Genomic DNA, 23,023 nt, shown 5'->3' with positions numbered 1-23,023 from the left:
CTGCGGGGCTTTTTCGTTTCAAATGACACCTAAGCTTGCCAACTTAGCCTTTTTCAGGCGCAGATGAGGTAAATTGCGGAATAGTGCGATCAGAGGCTGGGGTGTCATCAATGCCAACCCAGTTGTCCTCTGCCAAGTTGATGTTGCCGGGGATATCTTCTTCCCAGAAACCAACCACGTTTTTGGTGATGTTCAGATACAGTTTGTCATCGACAATGCGCCACAGATGCGGGTTTGCTGGCACTTTACCACCGCGCGACACGCCATAGGCGCAATGCCCATCATATTGCGGCGCGTAGTAAGACGGGTTGCTCACAAACAGATCGCGGTTCTCAGCCGAAGCAAAAGCAAAGGTGGAGCCATTGTAGTCAGCCGTGAACTGTGAGGAGCCAGGAACCGCCAGCGGCTGCGGCGTGCCAACGGGGGTTTGCTCCAATGAGCGATAGGCCACAACATCATAGCCGGACACCGCAAAACCGGTTTCATCCACATATTGATCACCTGCAAATGCCGGTAGGGCCAGCGGGGCGGACAGGGCGAGCGCCGCCACTGCGGCCAAAGCAAAACGTTTCATGTCAAATCCTCTATTCGATGTTTGAGGTATCGTTAGGCTGCAGCCGTGCATCTGTGCCCGGCCGGTACCCTCTGACCATATGCGTTTTGTCACATTTGCGCATCTGGGGGTCACAGCCATGTGTCCAGCTTGGAGCAGCTGTGAGAAAGTCGTAATATAAACCCGTAAACAAATTTTGGTATTTTTTGCGCGGGCCATCCTTCCAGTCATTGGAATTTTCACACCATGTCATATCTAAGGATCTGCGGCGGCTCGCACGGGCCGCCTCAAAAGATCAGCACCATTCCATCTAAAGCAGGCCTTTGGGTGGCATCAGGGTTTACAGAAAGCGCATATCGATGACTGACAACGCATATACTCCGCCAAAGGTTTGGACCTGGGACGAGAGCAATGGCGGCAAATTCGCCAATATCAACCGTCCGATCTCTGGCCCCACCCATGACAAAGAGCTGCCGGTTGGCGAACACCCCTACCAGCTTTACTCACTGGCGACGCCCAATGGGGTAAAAGTCACCGTGATGTTTGAAGAGCTGCTGGAAGCAGGCCACGCTGGCGCGGAATATGACGCCTGGCTGATCAACATTGGCGAAGGGGATCAGTTCGGCTCAGGCTTTGTTGAGGTGAACCCCAACTCCAAGATCCCGGCGATGCTGGACAAAACCGGCGACGCTCCGGTGCGGGTGTTTGAAACCGCCTCCATTCTGGTGCAGCTGGCTGAAAAATTCGACGCCTTCCTGCCAAAAGAGGGCGCCGCCCGTACCGAAGTGATGAACTGGCTGTTCTGGCAGATGGGCTCCGCGCCTTACCTGGGCGGAGGCTTTGGCCATTTCTACGCCTATGCGCCCGAAAAATTCGAATACGCCATCAACCGTTTCACTATGGAAGCCAAACGCCAGCTTGACGTGCTCGACAAGCAGCTGGCCAACAACACCTATATTGCAGGCGAAGAATACACGATCGCAGATATTGCGATCTGGCCCTGGTATGGCGCGGTTGCGCTGGGCACGCTTTATGATGCGGCGGAATTTCTGGACGTAGAAAGCTATCCGAACCTGCAACGCTGGGCCAAGATGATTGCCGCACGTCCGGCCGTGCAACGGGGCCGCAAAGTGAACCGCACCTGGGGTGAGTTGCATGAGCAACTGCATGAGCGTCACTCAGCGGATGATTTTGAAACCAAGACGCAAGATAAGCTCGCGCCTGCGGAGTAAAATGCCCGCCTTGCCCGTTGCGCTGTTTCGCAGCGCGACGGGCGCAACATGAAAACGCCGCGCCTCTGGCGCGGCGCTCGGCCCAACGGGAAGAGCGTTTTTCCAAAACGCGATGACGGGCGGGAGCGCCCCCTATCTTAGGCGCGGCGGCTTGTCCGGGTCAGACCCAGGTGCTGCCCGCTCAACTTTGGGCTCCACCGGTTTTGGCAATTCATAACGCAAGCCAACACGGGCAAGACGCCCGGCCATTTCATCAGAGCTTTGGAAAAACCCCACATCCAACGCGCCCGCTTCAATGCCCGAGAAAATCAACGCCTCAGACACCGCCTTGGCCAAAGCGTTCTCAGCGCCGGACTTTGCACCCACAAAACCCAGCAGATGCCCCTGACCGCCCGTGTCATAGCGCAGCGCCACCAGATACGCACTTTCAGCAAGCCCCGCCGCCATGGCCAGTTTGGTATCAATGGCCGTCAGTAGAACTTCGGGCAACCCTTTGGGGGGCAACACCTCTTCCACATTGGCCTCTACCGTTTCTGGCGCATTACCAAGCGTGTCACGCAACCAATCAAGCGCCTCCGCAGGCACGAGCATTTGTGATCCGTTCTCAACCTCAAGATTCAGCCCCAGACCAATTTCCGCCCCCTCAAGCATCTGCACAATGATACGACCAGAAAGGGCAACATAGGGCACAATTCTCCCGGCAAACCCGGCAAGGCGCTCTTCACGGTCAAACACCAGCACAAAGCTGCCCTGTTCGGTCTGAAACACCTCGGGCTCCACCCGCTCACCTTCCGGCTCAGACGCAAGCAGCAAGAACAGTTCACTATCCGCAAGCCGCTCATAAAACCGCAACCGCGCCACATCGTCATTCGGAGCTGCCATCATGGCAGCATGGGCGATATCAAGCGGTGTTGTTTCACTCATTGCGCATCACTTCCTTTATGCGGGTCTGCAGCACGGGCAGAACCTCCGCCTCAAACCAGGGATTTTTCTTCAACCAAGCAGTATTGCGCCAGGACGGATGCGGCAAGGGAAACACATCTGGACCAAAAGCGCGCCAATTGGCCACTGTATCGGTCACTGAGCCGCGCGTGCCAAGGTGAAATTTCTGTGCATAGCCGCCGACCAGAATACGCAACCGCACATCTGGCAGGGCGTCAAACACCCGGCTGTGCCAGCTCTGCGCACATATAGGTGGTGGCGGCAAATCAGAGCCCTTGGCGTTATACCCTGGAAAACAAAAAGCCATTGGAACAATCGCAAGCTGGTCTTGATTGTAAAACGCGGCCTCATCCAAACCAAGCCATGCGCGCAGCCGATCCCCCGATGCATCTGCAAAGGGGCGGCCTGCTTCATATACCCGCATCCCCGGCGCCTGCCCCGCAATCAAGATCCGCGCCGAAGGGCGAAACCACACAACCGGGCGCGGCCGATGGCCCGTAGGCGTGGCCGCAAAACGGGCCGAACAAAGGCGGCAATTGCGTATTTCCTGTGCAAGATCCTGGCTCATAGACTTGGCTGATCCCTATTCCCCGTCGCAGAGGACAAAGGCAATGTTAAGTAATTCGGTGCAAAATCGCTCCGTCGCCCCTGTTTTCAAGCAGGCGGACTATAAAGATGGGATCGAAACATGGAAACGCAAAGGGCCTACAGCTTTACGAAACGATGAGACATAATAAAAACAAAGTCGTCATATAATTGGTTAACCGTCTCAGAGTACACTTTGTTCTAACCCCAATTGGACAGTGCTCAGACGCCCCAGAACAGCACCCGTAAGCGGGGCAGTTAGAGCAGTACCGGAATGAGTGATGCTGGAGTTTGAAAACGTAAGCAAGTCCTTCTGGACCGGCACGCAGCGCAAGGTCATCCTTGATCGCGTGTCTTTTCGCGTTGAACTCGGCAACTCCATTGGCATCCTGGCCCCCAATGGCACCGGCAAAACCACATTGATCAACATGATGGCGGGGCTTGAAAAACCCGATGAGGGCAGCATCCGCCGTTCCTGTCGGGTGTCGTTTCCGCTGGGTTTTATGGGCGGCGTTGTCAGTCGGCTTTCAGCGATGGAGAACGCGCGTTACATCGCCAAACTCTACGGGTTGGATCCTGACTACATCGAAGCCTATTGCCGCTGGCTGTGTGGTCTTGGTGAATATTTTGATCAGCCCTTAGGCACTTATTCCTCAGGGATGCGGGCAAGGTTTAACTTTTCGCTGATGCTGGCGCTGGAATTCGATATATACCTGATCGACGAAGGCATGCCGAGCACGACAGATGTGGAATTCAACAAGAAGGCCGGATCCATCCTGGAAGAGCGGCTGAAAACAACAACCATTGTGATCGTGTCACACCAAGCGAAGACGCTTGAAAAATTTGCGCGCACCGCCGCCGTATTGCTGGACGGCCAGCTTTATATGTTTGACACCTTGGAAGAAGCGAAGCAGCTCTATGACTATGAAACCCAAGGCTAAAAAATTTCGCATCCGCCGCTCTGCCAAAACCGAGGCCCGCGGTGAGACGCCCAAGCCCATTGCGCCGCCACAACCGCAGGCGCGCCCTTCTGCTGCGCCGCAGACCCCGACCAGCCAGTCAGCTGCCAAACCCGCGACCACAGGCCGTGACGGCAGCATGAATACGGATATCGACGACATCCGCAAAGAAGGTCTGACCGGTCGCCAACTGCGCATGGCGCGCCGCCTTGCGCAGAAACATGGGCTGGATCCAAGCTCCGATTTTGACGCGGTGCGGCTGCTGCGCCGCAAAGGTATCGATCCGTTCAAACATTCCAACATGCTTGAACTGGTGGTGGCCAGAAACGAAGCGCAGCCCGATGGTGTTCCCAAAGCGCCCGGCAGTGTGCAACTGCCGCAGACCGTGCCCGCGTCAAAGACCACCCTGCCCTCAACCGAGATGAGCCCCGCCGAGCGGCGCAACCGTGAAATTCTAGAAATTCAGCGCGACATCGCGCGCCGCAGACGTCGTCGGCTTGGCCTGTTGCTGGGGCGGCTCAGCTTCTTTGTGTTTATACCCACAGCGATCGCAGGCTATTATTACAGCGTGATGGCGACGCCGATGTATTCGTCAAAATCAGAGTTTCTGGTGCTTCAGGCTGACAGCGCCTCTGGCGCGGTTGGCGGCCTTTTGAGCGGCACCCAATTTGCCACCAGTCAGGATTCGATTGCAGTACAGAGCTATCTGGAATCCAAAGAGGCGATGCTGCGGCTGGATCGCGAAAGTGGTTTTAAGGCGCACTTCACCCAGGATTGGATCGACCCACTACAGCGTCTGGATCCCGCGGCCTCCAATGAAGACGCCTATAAAATCTACGCGCGCAACGTCAAAATTGGCTATGATCCCACCGAAGGCACGGTCCGGATGGAGGTTTCTGCCGCTGATCCCGAGGTCGCAAGCGAATTTTCGCGCAGGCTGATCGGCTATGCGCAAGAGCGTGTAAACAACCTGTCCCAGCAAAAACGTGCGGACCAGATGGCCGATGCAGAATTCACTCTTGCAGATGCCGAAGCCAAACGACGCGCCGCGCAAGAGCAGCTTGTGTTGTTGCAACAACAGGGCTCGGTGCTGGATCCAGAAGGGGTAATTGCCTCCCTCAGATCGCAGATTTCCACCTTTGAAGTGCAATTGCAGGAAAAGCAGCTGGAGCTGGCTGCGCTACAAGACAACAGCCGCCCCAATAAGGCAAAAGTTGCGGGCGTAGAAGGAGATATCCGCCGTCTTGAACGTGTGATTACGCAGCTGAATGCGCGTATGGTCGATGCATCACAGGGCGAAAATTCACTGGCCAATATCCGGGTTCAGATCCAGATGGCACAAGCAGATCTTGCCACCCGCGATCTGATCCTGCAATCCGCATTACAACAGGTGGACACCACCCGGCTTGAGGCCAACCGCCAGGTTCGTTACCTGACCACATCGGTTGAGCCGGTTCCCAGCGAAACCCCATCCTATCCGCGCAAATTCGAAAATACAGTTTTGGCCTTCTTGATCTTTTCCGGTATTTATCTGATGTGCTCGCTAACAGCATCCATTCTCCGAGAACAGGTCTCATCATAAGCTATGAAACATATCGATATCGCCGACATCACCATTGGCAATGACCAGCCGCTGACCATTATTGCTGGCCCCTGCCAGTTGGAAAGCGCAGACCACGCGCAGATGATCGCAGGCACGATGAAAGAAGCCTGCGCCAAAGCGGGCGCGCAATATGTGTTCAAGGCCTCGTACGACAAGGCAAACCGCACATCGCTCTCGGGCAAGCGCGGCATTGGCATTGATCAGGGGCTCAAGGTGCTTGATGGCATCCGCAAGGAATTTGGCGTTCCAGTGCTGACCGATGTGCATACCGAAGCGCAATGTGCGCTGGCGGCTGACGCGGCTGACATTCTGCAGATCCCCGCGTTTTTGTGCCGCCAGACCGATATGCTGTTGGCTGCAGGTAATTCTGGTGCGGTGATCAACGTGAAAAAAGGGCAGTTTCTCGCCCCGTGGGAAATGGAAAACATCACCACCAAGATCCAGAGCACCGGCAATGACAAGATCATGCTGACCGAACGCGGCGCATCTTTTGGCTATAATACGCTGGTTGCGGATATGCGGTCGCTGCCAATCATGGCGCAAACCGGCTATCCCGTGGTGATGGATGCCACCCATTCGGTGCAACAACCCGGTGGCCGTGGCGGATCCTCTGGTGGACAGCGTGAATTTGCGCCGGTGATGGCACGGGCCGCAGCAGCAATTGGCGTTGCTGCAATCTTTATGGAAACCCATGAAGACCCGGACAATGCGCCCTGCGATGGGCCCAATATGATCTATCTTGATCAGATGGCAGAGCTGGTACAGACCCTGATGCAGTTTGACCAGATTGCCAAAGCCAAACCGGTTGTGATCTAAAAGCGATAAGGATTTCGCCTGCCTGCGGCAGACGACTCACGCGCCCGCCTTCGGCGGGCGCTTTGGTTTTCAAAAGCCCTGTTGCGCCTTTTTTGGCCCGCAGCAGGGCGCAACATCAAACAATTGGATGTCGCGCTGCATCAATTGCCGCCTAGGAATTTCAGCAACTGATCTTTGGCTTCTTGTTCGATACGGTCTTTCAGAACTTCGTTCAGATCCCGCTCAGGCGCAACCTCAGTGTTTAGCTCTTCGCTGAGCTTCTCGCGCAGCTTTTCCTTGGCTTGATCTTTGACCTTGGTTTCCACTTCTTTCAGCTTTGGCTTAATCGCTGCATCCAGGTCAGGGCGAATTTTAGGATCATCCCAGGGGCCTGCCACTTTGACCGGAATGGTCAACCCATCCTGGGCAGAAAGCTCTGGCTTGAACAGGAAATCCAGTCTCTGCTCACCGAGGTCCACATTACCCACACCAGTCACCTTAGCCCCCTTAACGCTGGCGAGCAGATCCGTGCTATTCAGCACCCCATCCTGCATCGTAAAGCTTGCCGATAGCGCGTCAAACACAGTGCTGCCGCCATTGCCACCACCAGAGCGCATCAAAGCCTCAAGATCAAACCCGGTGTAGAACCCTTTCCCAACCTCAAACCAGCCCTTGCCCGAGAGCGTTTTCATAATGGCATCCATCGAGTTGCCAACGCCCAGGAAATCCAATTCACCAAGCAGTTCACCGTTCAGACGATCAAAATCAGCCGTCTGACCCAGGGCCTTTTCCAGATGGACGCCGTTAAAACCAAGCGCGCCCCCCACCGAGAGCCCATTGCGATTGTTGGCGACAAGCTGGCCCTGAATGGTGCCGCCAAAGGCCTGAACAGGCAGCATTTCCAACACCGCCCGGGCGCGATCAATGCTCAGCAACACTGAGGATGCGCCCAGTTGGACATCGCCCGCACGCAGGCTGTTAAAGCCCAGGGCAATCTTGCCGTTCACAAGCGAAAGTGCAGAGGCATCAATGGGGTCTTTTGACCAGCCACTATTGTCTTTCACCTCCCCACCCGAAGTTTCCCCGGCAACATCGGGCAGCTTGAGATCACCAGCTTTGAGACGCAGGTTCAATTGCGGCACTTTGGCTGCGAGATCGAGATCAAGTGCACCGCTAAGTTGATTATCCAGTGCGGTCAGATCCATGTCGCGCACGCTCAGCTTTTTGTCAGACGTATAGGTGATATCACCAGCAAAAAGCGCGGTACCTGCCAAAGGAAGATCAATGCCAACGGCCGCTGAGGCTTCTTGCGGCGATTGGGCATCAATTGTCAGGCGTCCTTTGGCATCCCCGGCCAGATCCGCATTGCCATCAAAACGGGCCTTTGCCCCCGGCATATCCACAGACAACCCGACCGAAGCAACACCGCCCTGCAGGAACTGCGCAAATGTTCCGATCTCTCCCTGAAGACGTACAGGCTTGCCTTCAGGGCGCAGAGTAAGATCAATTTGCGCGGTGCCTTGGGGGTCAGGCCAATGGGCCATGAGATCAATTTGCTTCATCTCGACCACCTCTGCCCCATGCGCCGCATAGCGCAGGCTTGCCCCTGTCAGCAGCAATTTATCAACCGAGACAGCTGTATCCGAGCTTTCACCAGACGATGCAGCAGCAGATCCACCTTGATCGAACACCCAATTGCCAACCCCATCGGCGCGGGTTTGGAGGTTAAGATGTGGCAAAACGGCGGAGACTTCGGTGACTTTTACATTACCGCGCAAGAGATCAGCTGCCGCCAAACCAATTGTCAGGCGCTCGGCCCGCAATAAGGGCTGGTTGTTGCCCCATTCGGCATTGGCAAGGCTCACCCCATCTGCCTTCATTCCCAAGGTTGGCCAAAAGGTTAAACGCACGGGTCCAGAAAAAGTCAGCGTGCGTCCGGTCTGTTTTTCCAACTGTTCTGCTGCTAGAGCGGCGATTTTCTCGCCCGGCAACAACAGAACCACGCCCAACCCTAACGCAATCGCCACAAAGACTGCCGAAATAAGCCGAATGATCAATCGCATAGAGGCCTCCTGTAATGCGTGCACAGATTAGGAAGCTCTCTGGGTGCTGACAATGCGCAACGAGAAAACAAATAAAAAAACCGCGCCTTGTAGCTATACCAAGGCGCGGTCAATTCATGATCTGCTCAAGCAAGGCCAACCTATGTGACGGCCTGGCTCAAATTCAGCTTAGGCTTTGCGCTTTTTGCGGCGCGCAGCAGCCAGGCCACCAAGGCCAAGCAAAAGCAGTGGGCCAGCAGCCGGTACAGGCACTGGTGCCGGTGCGGAGTCAACTGCGCTGCTTGTGGTTGAGAAGGACACATCTACTGCGCCACCGTTCAGCTGTGCAGTGAACGACAGAGTACCGTTCGTGGCGTCGAAACCGTTGCCGGAAATCACACCCAAAGCGGTAAAGGCTTTTACGGTGCCATCTTGGAATGCGTCAAATACGCTGGCAACAAAAGAGAAACCGCCAACTTCCCAGATTGTGGATGGGCTGGTGAAGTCGATATCGAACAAGGTCGCGGTGTCGCCGAAGCTCACGTGTCCAGCAAAATCGCCGTTCGAGAGAATAACGGTACCTGTATCGGTCAAGTCGGCATTGCCGCCTGCGTTAAAGGTAGAACCTGGGATATTTACCGCGCCTGCGATATCTACCTGACCGGAGATCGTTGCTGCATTCGCCGCGAAGGGCAGCGAAATCAGTGCGGCAATGATACCGGCTCGTTTCAATTGGCTAATCATAAAACCCTCATTACTTCTTTTCGCAATTCGCGAGCGATCCTCTGACAAGTTTTCGCCCTACTTCTGCCACAATAGACAACCTCAGGACGGGCCGCAAACGTTTAAATTTACGGAAACAGTTATGGCGCTACGAACATCATTTCGGCGCAAGGTATAGAAAAATATTGGTTAAAATATTATTAATCAAAGTGTTAACATCTCACACTTTAAGTAGTTTCACACAAAAGTTTAGCACGTTAACTTCGCGTTCTCGTGAAAGCCAACTCCCATCTGAAATCACGAAAAATAAGATATCTCGAGAAACAATAAATTAGTTAACGAATAAATTAGCTCTTCAAAAACCGCGACTTAACTCATTCACCAAAGTACGAAGAACAAGATCACGCTCTGTTTTGCCCAGTTTGCCTTGTCACAAAATTTCCACACAAGAAAAACATTGTTTCCATCACGACAAGTGAGGACTTTCTCAAGAAATCTTCTCTACTCCACCGTTGGAAAGCCAATTTAATGCGCCGAGCAATGGAATCGATCTCTTTGTGGTGGCCGCGAAGCGACGCAAACACACGCCAACACAGCTGATATGCCCGTGTTGGTCTGGTTCTGTGAGGCAGTATTCGTTCAACGATAGCCCCTGGGAAGGCTCTCACCGGCACAAAGATCCTTTTCACATGGGCACTCTGCGTATTATACGCCCGGCATGACCAGCAATCCGCCAGATCTACGCCCCGACCTCGCCCCCAAACCCACGCTTGCAGAGACACCACGCTCAGACCAGCCCACGCTTGGCATGGTCTCGCTGGGATGCCCCAAAGCGCTGGTGGACAGCGAGCGCATCCTGACGCGACTGCGCGCAGAGGGCTACGGGATCTCACCGGACTATGCCGGGGCGGATGCGGTGATTGTCAACACCTGCGGCTTTCTCGACAGCGCTAAGGCGGAAAGCCTGGATGCAATTGGCGAAGCGCTCAAGGAAAATGGCAAGGTCATCGTGACCGGCTGCCTCGGGGCAGAGCCAGACTATATTCGCGAACATCACCCGCGCATTCACGCGGTGACCGGGCCGCATCAATATGAGCAGGTGCTGGATGCTGTACACGATGCGGTGCCGCCTGCCCCGGATCCCTTTGTCGATCTGCTGCCCGCAACAGGGGTGAAACTGACCCCGCGCCATTTCAGCTACCTCAAGATCTCCGAGGGCTGCAATCACAAGTGCAAATTCTGCATCATTCCCGATATGCGCGGCAAGCTGGCGTCGCGCCCGGTACATGCGGTGCTGCGCGAGGCGGAAAAACTGGTCGAAGCGGGCGTGCGTGAAATCATGGTGATCAGCCAGGACACATCTGCCTATGGCCTGGATCGCAAATACTCCACCCACCCCTGGAAAGGCGAAGATGTGCGCAGCCATATCCAGGATCTGGCGCGCGAACTGGGACGTCTTGCCCCCGCAGATGAGCTTTGGGTGCGGATGCATTATGTCTACCCTTACCCGCATGTGCGCGAATTGATCCCATTGATGGCAGATCCTGATCTGGCGCTGCTGCCTTACCTAGACATTCCGTTTCAGCACGCCCACCCGGATGTTTTGCGCCGTATGGCCCGCCCAGCAGCAGCAGCCAAAACACTGGATGAAATTCAGGCTTGGCGCGCCACCTGCCCCGATATCACCCTGCGCTCTACCTTTATTGTAGGCTATCCGGGCGAAACAGAGGCTGAGTTCCAGCACCTATTGGATTGGCTGGACGAAGCCCAGTTGGACCGGGTTGGTTGTTTTAAGTATGAAAATGTTGATGGCGCCCGCTCCAATGATCTGCCGGATCACGTGCCAGAGGCGATCAAAGAAGAGCGCTGGGAACGGTTCATGGAAAAGGCACAGGCCATTTCCGCAGCCAAGCTCACGACTAAAGTGGGCAGCACCTGCCAGGTGATTGTGGATGACATCGACGCAGATGGCATCGCCACCTGCCGCACCAAAGCAGATGCACCAGAAATCGACGGCAATCTTTTCATCGATGAAGGCACTGATGCTTTGTCGGTGGGGGATCTGGTGACTGTCGAAGTGGATGAAGCCAGCGATTATGATCTATGGGGACAGATCCGACGCTAAACAACTTGTAAGTGTGGATACTAAGTTAACTTTATTGAAATCCACACTTACTTTTAAATCGGGGCAAAAAGAAAACCCAGCGAGATTATGCCTCTCGCTGGGTATCCGCTGGCAGATTTTCACGCGCGGCGACCGCCGCATGATCCTCATCGGTGACCCTGAGCGCTTCAAACAATTGCTGATTGGCGCAGAAATCTTGTACGTTTTCCTGCTGCCCATCGCGCAGCACTGACATGTGTAATGCGCAAGCTTTATCGCATGCATTGTTCTGACACCGCGAGATGATTTCAGAGTAGCGCCGCGGGTCCAACCTGCCGCTGCGCAAGGCATCCCGCAGACTAACCCCAATAGATTGCGCCACCTGACCAGACAACCAGATGTGGCGATAGAGGTTCCCACCTGCGGAGACACCTCTATATTCTTTATATTTTTCAGGCATTTACTGAGAAACCTGCTGCAAATATGAAAACAAGTCCGCATTGCGGCAATATTCTGGTGCTTGGAGGCCCTGCATGGCCTCAGCGGTTCCATCGGAACCGGCCTCACCGGCTTCTCGCTGTGCCAACCAGCGCTGACAGGCCCCCGGCGCACTACAACGTGCGCAGCGCAAAACACCCTCGGCGATCTCTTCAAATTGCAAACGCCCTGCAATGGCCTCTTCCTGCAAGTCCAAACCCAAGGCCTTGCCCATATGGTCAAACAAACGAGCATGGTGCCTTAACTGCGTAGAATCCGCCATCTAAGCCTCCTTCTCAAAACATACATAACGGAGGCGCAGTATAAGATATTTCACAGGTACCAGTTTGATTTGGATCAACTAAAACAAAAATATCCAATACACCTTACCGCATAAAGTGTATCGATACATTTCCTATGTAATCGCTCAGGCTTGGGGGTCGAGCTGTTCAAGATAAGCGCGGGTTGCGTCCTGAACCCGGCGAAATCGGTCTCCGCCCAGCTTTTTTCCGCCATACCAACGGGTGACAATAATCACGTGATCTTTGAGCTCGTCCCGCTCCATCATCCGCAAGATCACCATGCCCGCGCCGCTTTCACCGTCATCCGCCTTTAACCCGCCGCTTGGCAGGCAAGCGGCCCAGGTATTATGGGTAGCCTTGGCGTAAGAGCGCTCTGCCTTCAGCTCAGCAAGCACCTGATCCACATCAGAGCGGCTGCGCACAGGCGCTCCGCTCACCGCGTATTTGGAGCCTCGGTCGGTCAATATCACCCCAAGCCGCACCAGACCTTCGCCTGCGGTGCCCGTCACTGGAGCCCATTCCGGCGGATGGTTGCATTCACCACTTTGATCCGCTCTGGGTTGGGCGGGTGGCTGCCAAGAAAGCGGTCACCGGGATCTGGCAAACGGTAGAAGAACTGCACCCCAACGCTGGGCTTATAACCTGCGCGATGGGTGATAATGGTGCCCAGCTCATCCGCTTCCAGCTCAAAATCTTTGGAATATCCGCGTGCACCAACTGCCGCGCCCACATCCTGCGCATTGGCCACATCCGCCGCAGTCCCACCAGCAAGCGTTGCAAGGCCACCAAGGATAATCGCGCCAGAAATCGCATTTTTACGCTGCCGGGCCAGGTGGTTGCGGATATGGTGCGCCGCCTCATGCGACATTACAAACGCCAGCTCATCCTGATTATCGATCTGCCCCAACATACGTTTGGTAAAGGTGATCACCGGGCGGCCGTTTTTGTTCAGGCTTTGGTAGGCGTTGGGCGGAGCGTTGGGATCGGGCTCGATACGCACAAGGAAATCACAATCCAGTCCCGAGGTCCGTGTTCGGCATTCCCGCTCGGCCACGGGCTCCACCTGGCGCTGCACCCGAGAAAACTCAGCCAGCGAAACACCCCGCACAGCAACCGCTTCAGGTGGCGGCGCAGTTTGTACATTCTGGTCCAGTGCCACCGTGCAGGCCGCTGGGACAAAGGCCAACAACATCAAGATCCGACGCATCAAACTTTCCTTGCTTCTTTTCACAATGATATCGTGCGGATTGGCTCAAGATCAATCTCAGCCGCGCAGATAAAATGACCATGAAACTACAGATTTATGTTACATAGCTTTGCCTTGCCAGCTGCAAAAAGAGCTGGCAAGCTGGATATATGTTTACCATCGAACACGAATTCGACGCGACGGTTGTCACTCTGGTGGACGAAGGCAGCACGCCCCTACAGGAAGATGTTGTCGTAAACGCCTTCTCTGAATGTGTGACAGTCGAACAGTTTGACCCCACCTCTGATAAGATCCTGCGCCTGACGCTCAGCCATGCCCAGGTGCGCGATCTGGCAGCGGCGCTCGACCTGCCCGAGGGCATCTATCGGCTGGTGCCGGACTGATCTTACCAGTTCGGCCGCGCCCGCGCCATCCGGCTTAAAGCACGCGAAACAGCTTGTCGCGCGCAGTTGCGCCGCGCACCAGCTCCAGATGTGAGGGCGCGATGCCTAGCGCCTTTGCCAGCAGCGACCGCACCGCCTCAGTGGCCTTGCCGTTTTCCGGCGCAGCCGTGACCATCACCTTGATCGTATTGTCAGCAACAACGATCCCATTGCGGGCCGCCTTAGGCGTGACACGTACCGCAATTTCTGCGCCCGAAACCGCACGCGCGCTCAAATCCGGGAGCTGTTTTTGCTTGGGTCGTCCCATTGTCTGCCCCTTACCTTGTGTGTCCACCTCAGCGCCGATAGGTTCGCCTACACCAAGCCCGCGCTCATCCTCAAGCTTTTGACAGATGCGCCTCGCACTGCCCGGCAAAAACACCTTGAAATTTGCTGCCCCAACTCCGACATAAGCAGCGCCCATGTAAAAAGGTTTCACATATGAGCACCCGCAATGACGCCGCCCTTGAATTCCTACTCAGCCGTCGGTCGCGCCCGGCGAAGACGCTGCAGGAACCGGTTCCCAACCGCGATGAGCTGGACACCATCCTGACCGCAGCCAGCCGTACCCCCGACCATGGTGCGATTGTGCCTTGGCGCTTTGTTGTGGTGCAAAAGCCCGCGATGGTGCGTCTGGCGGATCTGGTGGAAACCGCAGGCAAACGTCTGGGCAAAACCGATGCCGAGATCGAAAAAGGCCGCAGCCAGTTTGAGATGAGCCATCTGGCCGTTGTGGTGGTTGAGGTGCAAAAACCGTCTGCCAAAGTCCCCGCAATCGAGCAAACATATGCGGCCGCAGGCGCCTGTCTTTCGCTGGTCAATGCCGCGCTTGCCTCTGGCTGGGGCGCAAACTGGATTTCGGGCTGGGCCAGCCATGAAGCGCAGTTCTGCACCGAAGCCTTTGGCACAGAATCCCATGAGCGCGTGGTGGGCATCGTCCACCTTGGCACCGAGAGCAAACGCCCCCCGGAACGCCCACGCCCCCAGTTGGATCAGATCACCAGCTGGATTTCAGAATAAGCCGCCTGGCGGCACAAGCGGAAATTAGTCATGATTTTGGATGCGTTTTTTAAAGCTTTGGCACAGGTCGGAGACCCCCGATTTCGCCATGTCCTGCTCAAAGGTCTTGGGCTCACCATTGCGCTGCTGATGGGGATTTACGGGCTCTTTTATACCGGGCTCAATCTGTTGGTAGGGCCTGAAACCAACCTGCCGCTTTTGGGCACGGTCACCTGGGTTGATGATATCCTTTCCTGGGGATCGCTCCTGATCATGATGCTGCTGTCCACGGTGCTGATGGTGCCGGTGGCCTCTGCAATCACCTCAATGTTTCTGGAAGACGTGGCGCAGGCGGTCGAAGATCGCCACTACCCTTATCTGCCCCAGGCAAATTCGGTGCCCTTTATGACGGCGCTGAAAGATACCTTTAGCTTTCTGGGTGTCCTGATCGTGGCCAACGCGCTGGCGTTGATCCTGTATTTGATCTTCACCCCGGCAGCGCCCTTTATCTTTTGGGCGCTGAATGGGTTCTTGCTTGGACGGGAATATTTCACGCTGGTGGCGGCGCGCCGCATTGGCATGGAGGCCGCGCGCAAATTACGCGCAAAACATGCAGGCACTGTCTGGCTTGCGGGCGGGTTGATGGCGGTGCCCTTGTCAGTGCCGCTCTTGAACCTGGTCATCCCGATCCTCGGTGCGGCCACATTCACCCATTTATTTCACCGGGTGAACATGTCACGACCCGTTGCCACGGCGTAAGACACCAGCATAAAGGGGCCAATCGGCCCCTTTTCTTTAGTTCAGCAGATAAAGTTTCTCGACCGAGATTGCGCCGGTCAGAATAATCGCTGCAAAAATTGCCCATAGCACCGCAGCAATCCCTGTGGTGATCCAAGCCTTCTTTTTCAGATGATGTTTTTCCGGCGCGCCCGCATGGGTGCCGGGTACAATCTCGCCGCAATCCCCCTGTGTCTCAACCCGAAAGGGCAAGACCACAAAGAAAGTCATAAACCAGACGATTGCATATAGGACCAATCCTGAAACCACGCCCATGTGGGTCTCCTCCCCTCAGCTCACCTCGCCCCTCATGGGGCAAGGCATTGATCTAGGAGTGTCTCACACTTCTTCCAGCTCGACCAGACAGCCGTTGAAATCCTTGGGGTGCAGAAACAGAACCGGCTTGCCATGTGCGCCGATCTTGGGTTCGCCAGAGCCAAGCACCCGTGCGCCCTGCGCTTTCAGGTGGTCACGGGCTGCCAAAATATCTTCGACCTCATAACAAATGTGGTGAATGCCGCCAGCTGGGTTCTTTTCCAGAAAACCGTTGATCGGAGAGTTCTCACCCAGCGGGTACAGCAGTTCGATCTTGGTGTTTGGCAGTTCAATAAACACCACAGTCACGCCGTGATCCGGCTCGTCCTGCGGTGGGTTGACCTTGGCTCCCAATGTCTCGCGGTATTGCGCAGAGGCCGCCTCAAGATCCGGTACGGCAATCGCCACATGGTTCAAACGTCCAATCATCGCTTCCCTCCTCCTGATGTATTTGGATTGAAATCCTTATGCGCGCCGCACCGCAGCAAGGCAAGAGTGACACCACGCCCGTTTGCGCCACCATCGCCTTGCTCGCGCAAATGCGTCTGCGGTTAACCTCTAATTAGCCTCGTTTCCCTAGCCTCAGGTCAGATCACATTCGATCAGGAGCATGTAACACTATGGACGATTCGGAACTGTTTGCCGCCGCCCGCCGTATGTCGACCACCCGTCGACCGTTGCTGGGACTGACCATCTTGGTTGTTGAAGATAGCCGCTTTGCCTGCGAGGCGATGCGCCTTTTATGTTTGCGAAGCGGGGCACGCATTCGCCGCGCGGATTGTCTGAAATCAGCCCGCCGCCACCTAAAAGCATACCGTCCTTCTGTTGCGATTGTAGATCTTGGGCTGCCGGATGGCAGTGGTGTGGATCTGATTGCTGAAATTGCAGAAACCAGCCCGCGTGTGGGTGTGATCCTGGGCACCTCCGGCGATCTTGGCCGCGAGGATGAAGCGATGAATGCGGGTGCTGATGGGTTCTTGCAAAAACCGATCTCTACTCTTGGTGAATTTCAGGGTGCCATTCTACGCCTGCTGCCGGAAGACTGGCAGAGCCGCCGCCCCATCGCGCTGTCAGATGAAGTGATCGAGCCTGACTTGATGGCGCTTCAGGATGATCTGGCCCATGCCGCCGACATTCTGAAAGAAGGGGGTGATGTCGGAAACATCGAATATGTCGCGCAGTTTGTTGGCGGGGTTGCCCGCAGCATTGGTGACGAACCACTTGCAGATGCGGCAACCGGCCTTGCTGCCGCGCGGGCAAATGGCCAGCCGATTGACACAGCAACCGCAACCATATCAAGCCTTGTGCAGGACCGCCTTCAGGGGCGCGCTGCGATCTGAGATGGTGGAAACAATCCTTGTTGGCTCCTTAACGCTGGTGATTGTACTGGCGGTACAATCCCGCCTGTCCGCACGCCAGGTGCAGCGCACAAAAACGCAGCGCTAACACGGTGTGCCACAAACCCTTTCAGCACGGCTACAGAGATCTGTAGCGGATGCGTTCTCTCGCCCACTCTTTAAGGGCAGGCTTGCGGGAGAAATGCATCCTGATTGGCGGGATCTATTGGCTCAAACCGCAGATGACGTTTTGACCAATTGTAGTGTTCAGGCGTGCCACCGGGCACAAATAATACCGCATGAAAAAGTTCAAAATCATCTACTGTGCTGTTCCAAAAGGACGCTAGAATTGGCAGGCGCATATCCCAGAGGGAATCCAACTCCTCGCTGTATTCAAAGCCAATCGGCTTGAGGATGCAGCTCATGCGCCCTTCCAAATCAACTCCGCGATGGGCGTTGAGCGCAAAGGCCGAAAGCCAAGACCATATGGCCAAGCTCCCAAGGATAGCCGCATAAACCACTGTGCGGCTTCCCTGCCCATGTTGGGCGCGCAAGATCCCAACCAGTAGCCGAACATAGGCAAGGGCACCCACGTCCAGAAACAACCAGACTTCAAGCCCTGCTTCGATTTTAAAAACGAGACCAAGCAGAACGAATAAAATCGTTTTCAGCAGCAAAAGCACCGAACATAGGTTCAAAAGCAGCTCGGGCCAGCGGCGGTGTGCTACTCGGCTCGCGCCCAATTGAACCAGCACCGCCAGCGCGGGCAACGCAATCGGAAATGCATACCCGTGGTCAACCGACACCCATCCAGAGAGCCAGAACAAAACCACGGTGAGAACAAAGAAATGTTTCAAAGTCATTCAGCAAAAATTGGCATTTTTCGAGAACGCTAGAGATGCCTTCGGCACGATCAAGCCAGAGTTGCACACATGACAGAGAATTTACCCCAAATGCCCGAACAGTAAAAAACGGGCCGCCAAACTGGCAGCCCGTTTTTGAAAACTCATACGGATCCGCGCCTTAGTCTTGCGGGATCACCCGTAGGTTCAGCTCCATCAGCTGCTCAGCCAAGGGTTCCGACGGGGCTGACATCATCAGATCTTCGGCGCGCTGGTTCATTGGGAACATGATCACTTCGCGAATGTTGGCTTCATCCGCCAAGAGCATCACCATCCGGTCGATCCCTGCCGCACAACCACCGTGGGGCGGTGCGCCATATTGGAAAGCGTTAACCATGCCGCCAAAGCGTTTTTCAACTTCGTCCTTGCCGTAGCCTGCGATTTCAAAGGCTTTGAACATGATTTCCGGGCGGTGGTTCCGGATCGCACCCGACACAAGCTCATAGCCGTTACACGCCAGATCATACTGGTTGCCGCGCACATCCAGCGGGTTGCCTTCGAGCGCTGCCATCCCACCTTGCGGCATGGAGAACGGATTGTGTTCAAAATCGATCTTGCCGCTTTCTTCGTCCTGTTCATAGATCGGGAAGTCAACGATCCAGGCAAAGGCAAAGCGGTCGCGCCAGTTTTCGTCTTCAGCTGCTTTGGGGGTTTCTTCCCAAATCACATTTCGGGCCCGGCCCGCGATGGATTCAAACGCCTTGGGTTTACCACCCAGGAAGAAGGCCGCATCGCCAACCTCAAGACCCAACTGCTGGCGGATCGCCTCGGTACGCTCGGGGCCGATGTTTTTCGCCAGCGGGCCAGCGGCTTCCATACCGTTGCCCTGATCGCGCCAGAAGATATAGCCCATGCCAGGCAGACCTTCTTGCTGTGCAAATTTGTTCATCCGGTCACAGAATTTGCGCGAACCACCTTTGGGTGCGGGGATTGCGCGGATCTCAGTACCTTCCTGCTCCAGAAGCTTGGCAAAAATGGCAAAGCCAGAGCCGCGGAAATGCTCGGAACAATCCTGCATCTTGATCGGGTTGCGCAGGTCCGGCTTGTCAGAGCCATACCATTTTGCCGCATCCTTATAGGAAATCTGCGGCCAGTCCTCGGCAGCGTCCACCTTGCGGCCCTTGCCGAATTCTTCAAACACGCCCGCAATCACCGGCGCGATGGTATCAAACACATCCTGCTGGGTGACAAAGGACATTTCCATGTCGAGCTGGTAGAAATCGGTGGGCGAGCGATCGGCACGCGGGTCTTCATCGCGGAAACACGGCGCGATCTGGAAGTATTTGTCAAAGCCCGACACCATCATCAGCTGTTTGAACTGCTGCGGCGCCTGTGGCAGGGCGTAGAATTTGCCCGGGTGCAAACGGGAAGGCACCAGGAAGTCACGCGCCCCTTCCGGGGAAGACGCGGTAATGATCGGGGTTTGATATTCGTTGAACCCCTTGTCCCACATACGTTTGCGGATCGACTGGACCATATTGGCGCGCAGCAGCATGTTTTGCTGCATCTTGTCGCGACGCAGGTCGAGGTAACGATAGCGCAGACGGGTCTCTTCCGGGTATTCTTGTTCGCCAAAAACCATCAGCGGCAGCTCTTCAGAAGAGCCCAGCACTTCGAGGTCGCGAACAAAAACTTCGATTTCACCGGTGGGCAGCTTGTCGTTTACCAGGCTCTCGTCACGTGCTTTTACGGTGCCGTCGATACGGATACACCATTCAGAGCGGACTTTTTCCACCTCGTTGAATACCGGGCTGTCCGGGTCACACAGCACCTGGGTGATACCGTAGTGATCGCGCAAATCGATAAACAGCACCCCGCCGTGATCTCGGATCCGATGGACCCAACCCGCCAGGCGGACGGTCTCTCCCACATGGGATTTGTTCAAATCGGCGCAGGTATGGCTGCGATATGCGTGCATCTTTATCATCCCTCTGGACGGCATCTATGGTCGCGGTGAGAAAGCGCGCCTGAGCGGTAAAGTCAAGGGAGCATGGCGCGCGATCCCCTGCTTATCGCATCAAAATGGCCGCACCACGTTGCCGGAATAGAAATAGGCCCCCATTCCCACGGTAAAAAGCAGATTTCCCGCAATGGCATGCAACAGCACCGCATAGAGAAATGAGCCACGGGTGCGGTAGGCGTGGGAAAACACGAAACTGCCGATAAATGTGATCACGGCGACCACCCAGCTCCAATACATCAGATGGGCGAAGGAGAAGACAAAAGCATTCAGCAGATTGGCCTGCTCCCCGCTGGGAAGGATCGCGCGGTAGCGGCGAAAGAACAGTACCCGAAACAACAGCTCCTGCGGCAACGCCGACACCAGCGGGTAAAACAGCCAGATAATGCCCAGTAGTTCCGGCCGCTCTTTCACCAATAAGAACGCAGCCTCGGGCCGCAACAGTTGGATGATAAAGGTGAAGCCAAGAATGCAGATCAGGGTAAAACCCAGAAATTCACGCCAATGCCAATTGCGCGCCCCATCCAGCAGCCTGCGCCAGTGAAACCTTGGTGTCAGCGCAAGCAGCAAAAGCCCAAGCCCGGTAAAGGCAAAAAGCGCGGGAAACATCTGGGTTGGCGGCAAAAACACCGCGATCAGCAGGGGCGACATCATGTAGAATAGCCCAAATTCCAGCCACAGCCTCTGCTTGACGCTCATATGTCCTGCCCTGCTCTTTCTACCATATCCGGGGCGCATCCCGCGCCGCGCGTTTCAATATCTATTATTGTCTGCTGGCTCATCCACTGCCTAGCCCGCAGAAGTAACAAATATTCTAACTCGGATATGTAAAGATGGCCCTTTGGGCGCGACCTACCTTTGCGCCGCCACCTGGAACTCATCGCTCCATTGCCCCAGGGTTTCACCGCGCAGGCTGTTCACCAGATGCACCGCCCGTGCACCGGCAAGATCCCCCATATGCAACACCGCTTCCTGAACCTGCCCGCTTTCGATCAGGCTTTGCCGGTAAACCCCCGGCAAACATCCCGAAGAACGCGCAGGCGTCAGCCGCTCCCCCGATTTGGTGGTGATGACAATATTGGTGATGGTGCCTTCGCAAAGCTCTGCACGTTCATTCAGGAACAGGATTTCATCCACCCCGTTAACCATGTTTGCCCGTGCCTCGTTATATTTCGCCCGGCGGCTGCTTTTGTGCTGCAAAAACAGATCACCGCTTTGCAACCGGTCGGTTGAAACAGTAAACGCCCAGCTTTTTGCGGCCGCTGGCATGGGCGCCGTGGTCACTTCGAAATGCCCATTTGGGCCCAATTGAAGCCTGCAACGTTGCTGCAGGTCAGCGGTCAGAGCAGACAGATGTGCGCGCGCCGCTTCACGTTCAAACGGAATGCCAAAATACCGTGCCGAGGCTTCTAGCCGATTGAGATGCAGCTCCAACCGCTTAATCCCCTGCCCCGGAACGAACCCAAACGTCTCGATCAGATGGAAATCGGCATCGCCTTCAATCAGATCCGCGCCGCAAACCGTGCTTTCCATTGCGTTTCCTCATATTCCGACGCAGCGGTGCTGTCCCAGACCACGCCACCCCCCACATCAAAGCGGGCATCTTCACCGTCCACCAGAACAGTCCGGATCGCCACGTTGAACTCCGTGCGCCCATCCGGCGCGGCCCAACCAATGGTGCCACAATAGATCTCACGCGGGGCTTCTTCCAGCTCTGCCAGAACCTCCATCGCGCGAATTTTCGGCGCGCCGGTGATTGAACCACAAGGATAAAGCGCGGCAAAGATTTCACCAAGCCCAATTCCCGCCTGCAGCTTTGCCCGCACCAGTGACACCATCTGATGCACGGTTGCATAGCTTTCCACATGGAACAGCTCAGGCACATGCACGCTGCCGGTCTGAGCAATGCGTGAAATATCATTGCGCAAAAGATCCACGATCATCAGGTTCTCGGCGCGGTTTTTCTCATCATTTGCCAGGAACTCTTTGCGGCGCGCATCCTCTTCGGGGTCAGCACTGCGCGGCTGGGTGCCTTTCATTGGGCGGGTTTCAATGGTGCCATCCGCGCTGATGCGGAAAAACAGCTCTGGCGAGCGCGACAACAGATCCGGCAGGTCGGACTGCTCCACAAATACCCCGTGACCCACAGGTTGCGCCTGAACCAATGCAGCATATAGCGCGGCCGCACTGCCTTGCACCTTTGCATCAATGGGATAGGTCAAATTGGCCTGATAGAAATCACCCCGGCCAATGTTTTCATTCACCACCGCAAACGCCTTGGCGTAGCGGTCTTCGCTCCAACGCGGCGTCAGCTGCTTTAGCCCGGCTGCGCCCGGCGCCAAGGCCTCGGGCGCGCGCGGTGCATCATAGATCCCAAAGCGCAACAGCGGCAGCGCGCGCTCGGCTGGCAGATACTGTGCCAGACGTGGCTCAAGCACATAGCCCAACTCATAGCTTGCATAACCCGCAACCCAGGCCCCCGCTTCGCGCGCGGCCTGAACAGCTGCAAATACATCTGCAACCTCATCGCCATTCCAGGCGCTCAACACCGTTTGAGGCCCGCAAAACAGGCTTCCATCCCCCAGGGGACCACAATCAAAACGCAGCTTCATGTCGCAACTCTGTGTCATAGCAACGCGATATAGTGTATTTCTCATCGGGAAAAGGCAAAGAATACGACATCCCCCCGCGCCATTGCGGATCGCGCCTTATCCACGACGAATGCACATTCGCCCCTTGAACCTTTTGCGCCGCTCCCTATAACGCAGGACAATTTGGGCGCTTGGT

At 55.7% G+C, this 23,023-nt stretch carries 26 protein-coding genes; 9 read left to right on the top strand and 17 right to left on the bottom strand.

What is annotated here, in order from left to right:
- Nucleotides 1-43 precede the first annotated feature (43 nt).
- The gene (locus GG681_RS11815) at nucleotides 44-574 is read right to left on the bottom strand and encodes a YHS domain-containing (seleno)protein (protein ID WP_153548208.1); all 531 of its coding nucleotides are present in this window, start codon (nucleotides 572-574) and stop codon (nucleotides 44-46) included.
- A gap of 338 nt (nucleotides 575-912) precedes the next feature.
- Between GG681_RS11815 and yghU the strand changes: the two genes are divergently transcribed.
- Nucleotides 913-1,785, top strand: a complete 873-nt coding sequence (gene yghU, locus GG681_RS11810; protein ID WP_153548207.1) for a glutathione-dependent disulfide-bond oxidoreductase — start codon at nucleotides 913-915, stop codon at nucleotides 1,783-1,785.
- 132 nt (nucleotides 1,786-1,917) lie between these two features.
- On the opposite strand, the gene GG681_RS11805 is transcribed toward yghU, so the two are convergent.
- Nucleotides 1,918-2,709, bottom strand: a complete 792-nt coding sequence (locus GG681_RS11805) for an SseB family protein (protein WP_153548206.1) — start codon at nucleotides 2,707-2,709, stop codon at nucleotides 1,918-1,920.
- Nucleotides 2,702-3,295, bottom strand: coding sequence for a uracil-DNA glycosylase family protein (locus tag GG681_RS11800; protein ID WP_153548205.1), 594 nt, complete (start codon nucleotides 3,293-3,295; stop codon nucleotides 2,702-2,704). The genes GG681_RS11805 and GG681_RS11800 overlap by 8 nt, the downstream gene beginning before the upstream one ends.
- A 298-nt stretch (nucleotides 3,296-3,593) precedes the next feature.
- Between GG681_RS11800 and GG681_RS11795 the strand changes: the two genes are divergently transcribed.
- The 3 genes from GG681_RS11795 to kdsA are packed head-to-tail and all read left to right on the top strand — an operon-like array spanning nucleotide 3,594 to nucleotide 6,690.
- Entirely contained in the window at nucleotides 3,594-4,253 is a 660-nt protein-coding gene (locus GG681_RS11795) for an ABC transporter ATP-binding protein (protein ID WP_153548204.1), read from the top strand.
- Complete coding sequence (locus GG681_RS11790; protein WP_153548203.1) at nucleotides 4,231-5,853, top strand: capsule biosynthesis protein; 1,623 nt, start codon at nucleotides 4,231-4,233, stop codon at nucleotides 5,851-5,853. Before GG681_RS11795 ends, GG681_RS11790 begins: the two co-directional genes overlap by 23 nt.
- A gap of 3 nt (nucleotides 5,854-5,856) precedes the next feature.
- On the top strand, nucleotides 5,857-6,690 hold the full coding sequence (kdsA, locus tag GG681_RS11785) for a 3-deoxy-8-phosphooctulonate synthase (protein WP_153548202.1): 834 nt from the start codon (nucleotides 5,857-5,859) through the stop codon (nucleotides 6,688-6,690).
- A gap of 140 nt (nucleotides 6,691-6,830) precedes the next feature.
- Here kdsA and GG681_RS11780 read toward each other — a convergent pair whose 3' ends face one another.
- Nucleotides 6,831-8,732 carry an AsmA family protein gene (locus tag GG681_RS11780; protein WP_153548201.1) on the bottom strand — a complete coding sequence of 634 codons (1,902 nt, stop codon included), beginning with the start codon at nucleotides 8,730-8,732 and terminating at the stop codon, nucleotides 6,831-6,833.
- Nucleotides 8,733-8,900: 168 nt separating this feature from the next.
- Complete coding sequence (locus tag GG681_RS11775) at nucleotides 8,901-9,503, bottom strand: VPLPA-CTERM sorting domain-containing protein (RefSeq protein WP_235899910.1); 603 nt, start codon at nucleotides 9,501-9,503, stop codon at nucleotides 8,901-8,903.
- A 649-nt stretch (nucleotides 9,504-10,152) separates the two neighbouring features.
- On the opposite strand from GG681_RS11775, the gene rimO reads away from it, so the two are divergent.
- On the top strand, nucleotides 10,153-11,559 hold the full coding sequence (gene rimO, locus GG681_RS11770) for a 30S ribosomal protein S12 methylthiotransferase RimO (protein ID WP_153548200.1): 1,407 nt from the start codon (nucleotides 10,153-10,155) through the stop codon (nucleotides 11,557-11,559).
- 85 nt (nucleotides 11,560-11,644) lie between these two features.
- Here the strand turns inward: rimO and GG681_RS17910 are convergent, their stop codons facing one another.
- The 4 genes from GG681_RS17910 to GG681_RS11750 all read right to left on the bottom strand — a co-directional run bounded on the left by GG681_RS17910 (nucleotide 11,645) and on the right by GG681_RS11750 (nucleotide 13,524).
- Nucleotides 11,645-11,998 (bottom strand): DUF6455 family protein, encoded by a 354-nt coding sequence (locus GG681_RS17910; RefSeq protein WP_235899908.1) that lies wholly within the window; start codon nucleotides 11,996-11,998, stop codon nucleotides 11,645-11,647.
- Nucleotides 11,999-12,298, bottom strand: a complete 300-nt coding sequence (locus GG681_RS11760) for a DUF6455 family protein (RefSeq protein ID WP_153548198.1) — start codon at nucleotides 12,296-12,298, stop codon at nucleotides 11,999-12,001.
- A gap of 144 nt (nucleotides 12,299-12,442) precedes the next feature.
- Nucleotides 12,443-12,826 carry a YigZ family protein gene (locus tag GG681_RS11755; RefSeq protein ID WP_328593363.1) on the bottom strand — a complete coding sequence of 128 codons (384 nt, stop codon included), beginning with the start codon at nucleotides 12,824-12,826 and terminating at the stop codon, nucleotides 12,443-12,445.
- Nucleotides 12,823-13,524 (bottom strand): M48 family metalloprotease, encoded by a 702-nt coding sequence (locus GG681_RS11750; RefSeq protein ID WP_153548197.1) that lies wholly within the window; start codon nucleotides 13,522-13,524, stop codon nucleotides 12,823-12,825. The genes GG681_RS11755 and GG681_RS11750 overlap by 4 nt, the downstream gene beginning before the upstream one ends.
- Nucleotides 13,525-13,673: 149 nt before the next feature.
- Here GG681_RS11750 and GG681_RS11745 point away from each other — a divergent pair, with 149 nt between their 5' ends.
- Nucleotides 13,674-13,907, top strand: coding sequence for a hypothetical protein (locus GG681_RS11745; RefSeq protein ID WP_153548196.1), 234 nt, complete (start codon nucleotides 13,674-13,676; stop codon nucleotides 13,905-13,907).
- 34 nt (nucleotides 13,908-13,941) lie between these two features.
- On the opposite strand, the gene GG681_RS11740 is transcribed toward GG681_RS11745, so the two are convergent.
- Nucleotides 13,942-14,214, bottom strand: coding sequence for a DUF167 domain-containing protein (locus GG681_RS11740; RefSeq protein WP_153548195.1), 273 nt, complete (start codon nucleotides 14,212-14,214; stop codon nucleotides 13,942-13,944).
- Between the two features lie 173 nt (nucleotides 14,215-14,387).
- Between GG681_RS11740 and GG681_RS11735 the strand changes: the two genes are divergently transcribed.
- Both GG681_RS11735 and GG681_RS11730 read left to right on the top strand, forming a co-directional pair.
- Nucleotides 14,388-14,966 (top strand): nitroreductase family protein, encoded by a 579-nt coding sequence (locus GG681_RS11735; protein WP_153548194.1) that lies wholly within the window; start codon nucleotides 14,388-14,390, stop codon nucleotides 14,964-14,966.
- 30 nt (nucleotides 14,967-14,996) lie between these two features.
- Nucleotides 14,997-15,704 (top strand): EI24 domain-containing protein, encoded by a 708-nt coding sequence (locus GG681_RS11730; protein WP_153548193.1) that lies wholly within the window; start codon nucleotides 14,997-14,999, stop codon nucleotides 15,702-15,704.
- A 36-nt stretch (nucleotides 15,705-15,740) separates the two neighbouring features.
- On the opposite strand, the gene GG681_RS11725 is transcribed toward GG681_RS11730, so the two are convergent.
- Both GG681_RS11725 and mce read right to left on the bottom strand, forming a co-directional pair.
- The gene (locus tag GG681_RS11725; protein WP_153548192.1) at nucleotides 15,741-15,998 is read right to left on the bottom strand and encodes a DUF1467 family protein; all 258 of its coding nucleotides are present in this window, start codon (nucleotides 15,996-15,998) and stop codon (nucleotides 15,741-15,743) included.
- Nucleotides 15,999-16,061: 63 nt separating this feature from the next.
- Nucleotides 16,062-16,466, bottom strand: coding sequence for a methylmalonyl-CoA epimerase (gene mce, locus GG681_RS11720; RefSeq protein ID WP_153548191.1), 405 nt, complete (start codon nucleotides 16,464-16,466; stop codon nucleotides 16,062-16,064).
- Nucleotides 16,467-16,657: 191 nt separating this feature from the next.
- Here mce and GG681_RS11715 point away from each other — a divergent pair, with 191 nt between their 5' ends.
- Nucleotides 16,658-17,377, top strand: coding sequence for a response regulator (locus GG681_RS11715; protein WP_153548190.1), 720 nt, complete (start codon nucleotides 16,658-16,660; stop codon nucleotides 17,375-17,377).
- 176 nt (nucleotides 17,378-17,553) lie between these two features.
- Here the strand turns inward: GG681_RS11715 and GG681_RS11710 are convergent, their stop codons facing one another.
- The 5 genes from GG681_RS11710 to GG681_RS11690 all read right to left on the bottom strand — a co-directional run bounded on the left by GG681_RS11710 (nucleotide 17,554) and on the right by GG681_RS11690 (nucleotide 22,848).
- Nucleotides 17,554-18,237, bottom strand: coding sequence for a hypothetical protein (locus GG681_RS11710; protein ID WP_153548189.1), 684 nt, complete (start codon nucleotides 18,235-18,237; stop codon nucleotides 17,554-17,556).
- A gap of 160 nt (nucleotides 18,238-18,397) precedes the next feature.
- Nucleotides 18,398-20,194 (bottom strand): aspartate--tRNA ligase, encoded by a 1,797-nt coding sequence (gene aspS, locus GG681_RS11705; protein WP_153548188.1) that lies wholly within the window; start codon nucleotides 20,192-20,194, stop codon nucleotides 18,398-18,400.
- A 99-nt stretch (nucleotides 20,195-20,293) separates the two neighbouring features.
- Complete coding sequence (locus GG681_RS11700) at nucleotides 20,294-20,935, bottom strand: CPBP family intramembrane glutamic endopeptidase (RefSeq protein ID WP_153548187.1); 642 nt, start codon at nucleotides 20,933-20,935, stop codon at nucleotides 20,294-20,296.
- Between the two features lie 153 nt (nucleotides 20,936-21,088).
- A complete protein-coding gene (locus GG681_RS11695) occupies nucleotides 21,089-21,769 on the bottom strand; it encodes an aminotransferase class IV family protein (RefSeq protein WP_153548186.1) in 681 nt (226 codons plus the stop codon).
- Nucleotides 21,739-22,848, bottom strand: a complete 1,110-nt coding sequence (locus tag GG681_RS11690; protein ID WP_153548185.1) for an aminodeoxychorismate synthase component I — start codon at nucleotides 22,846-22,848, stop codon at nucleotides 21,739-21,741. Before GG681_RS11690 ends, GG681_RS11695 begins: the two co-directional genes overlap by 31 nt.
- Between the last annotated feature and the right edge of the window lie 175 nt (nucleotides 22,849-23,023).

Source organism: Tritonibacter aquimaris, from assembly GCF_009617595.1.
Classification (GTDB): domain Bacteria; phylum Pseudomonadota; class Alphaproteobacteria; order Rhodobacterales; family Rhodobacteraceae; genus Epibacterium; species Epibacterium aquimaris.
The sequence above is the reverse complement of the archived record's forward strand: the minus strand, read 5'-3'. Positions and strand labels throughout refer to the sequence as shown.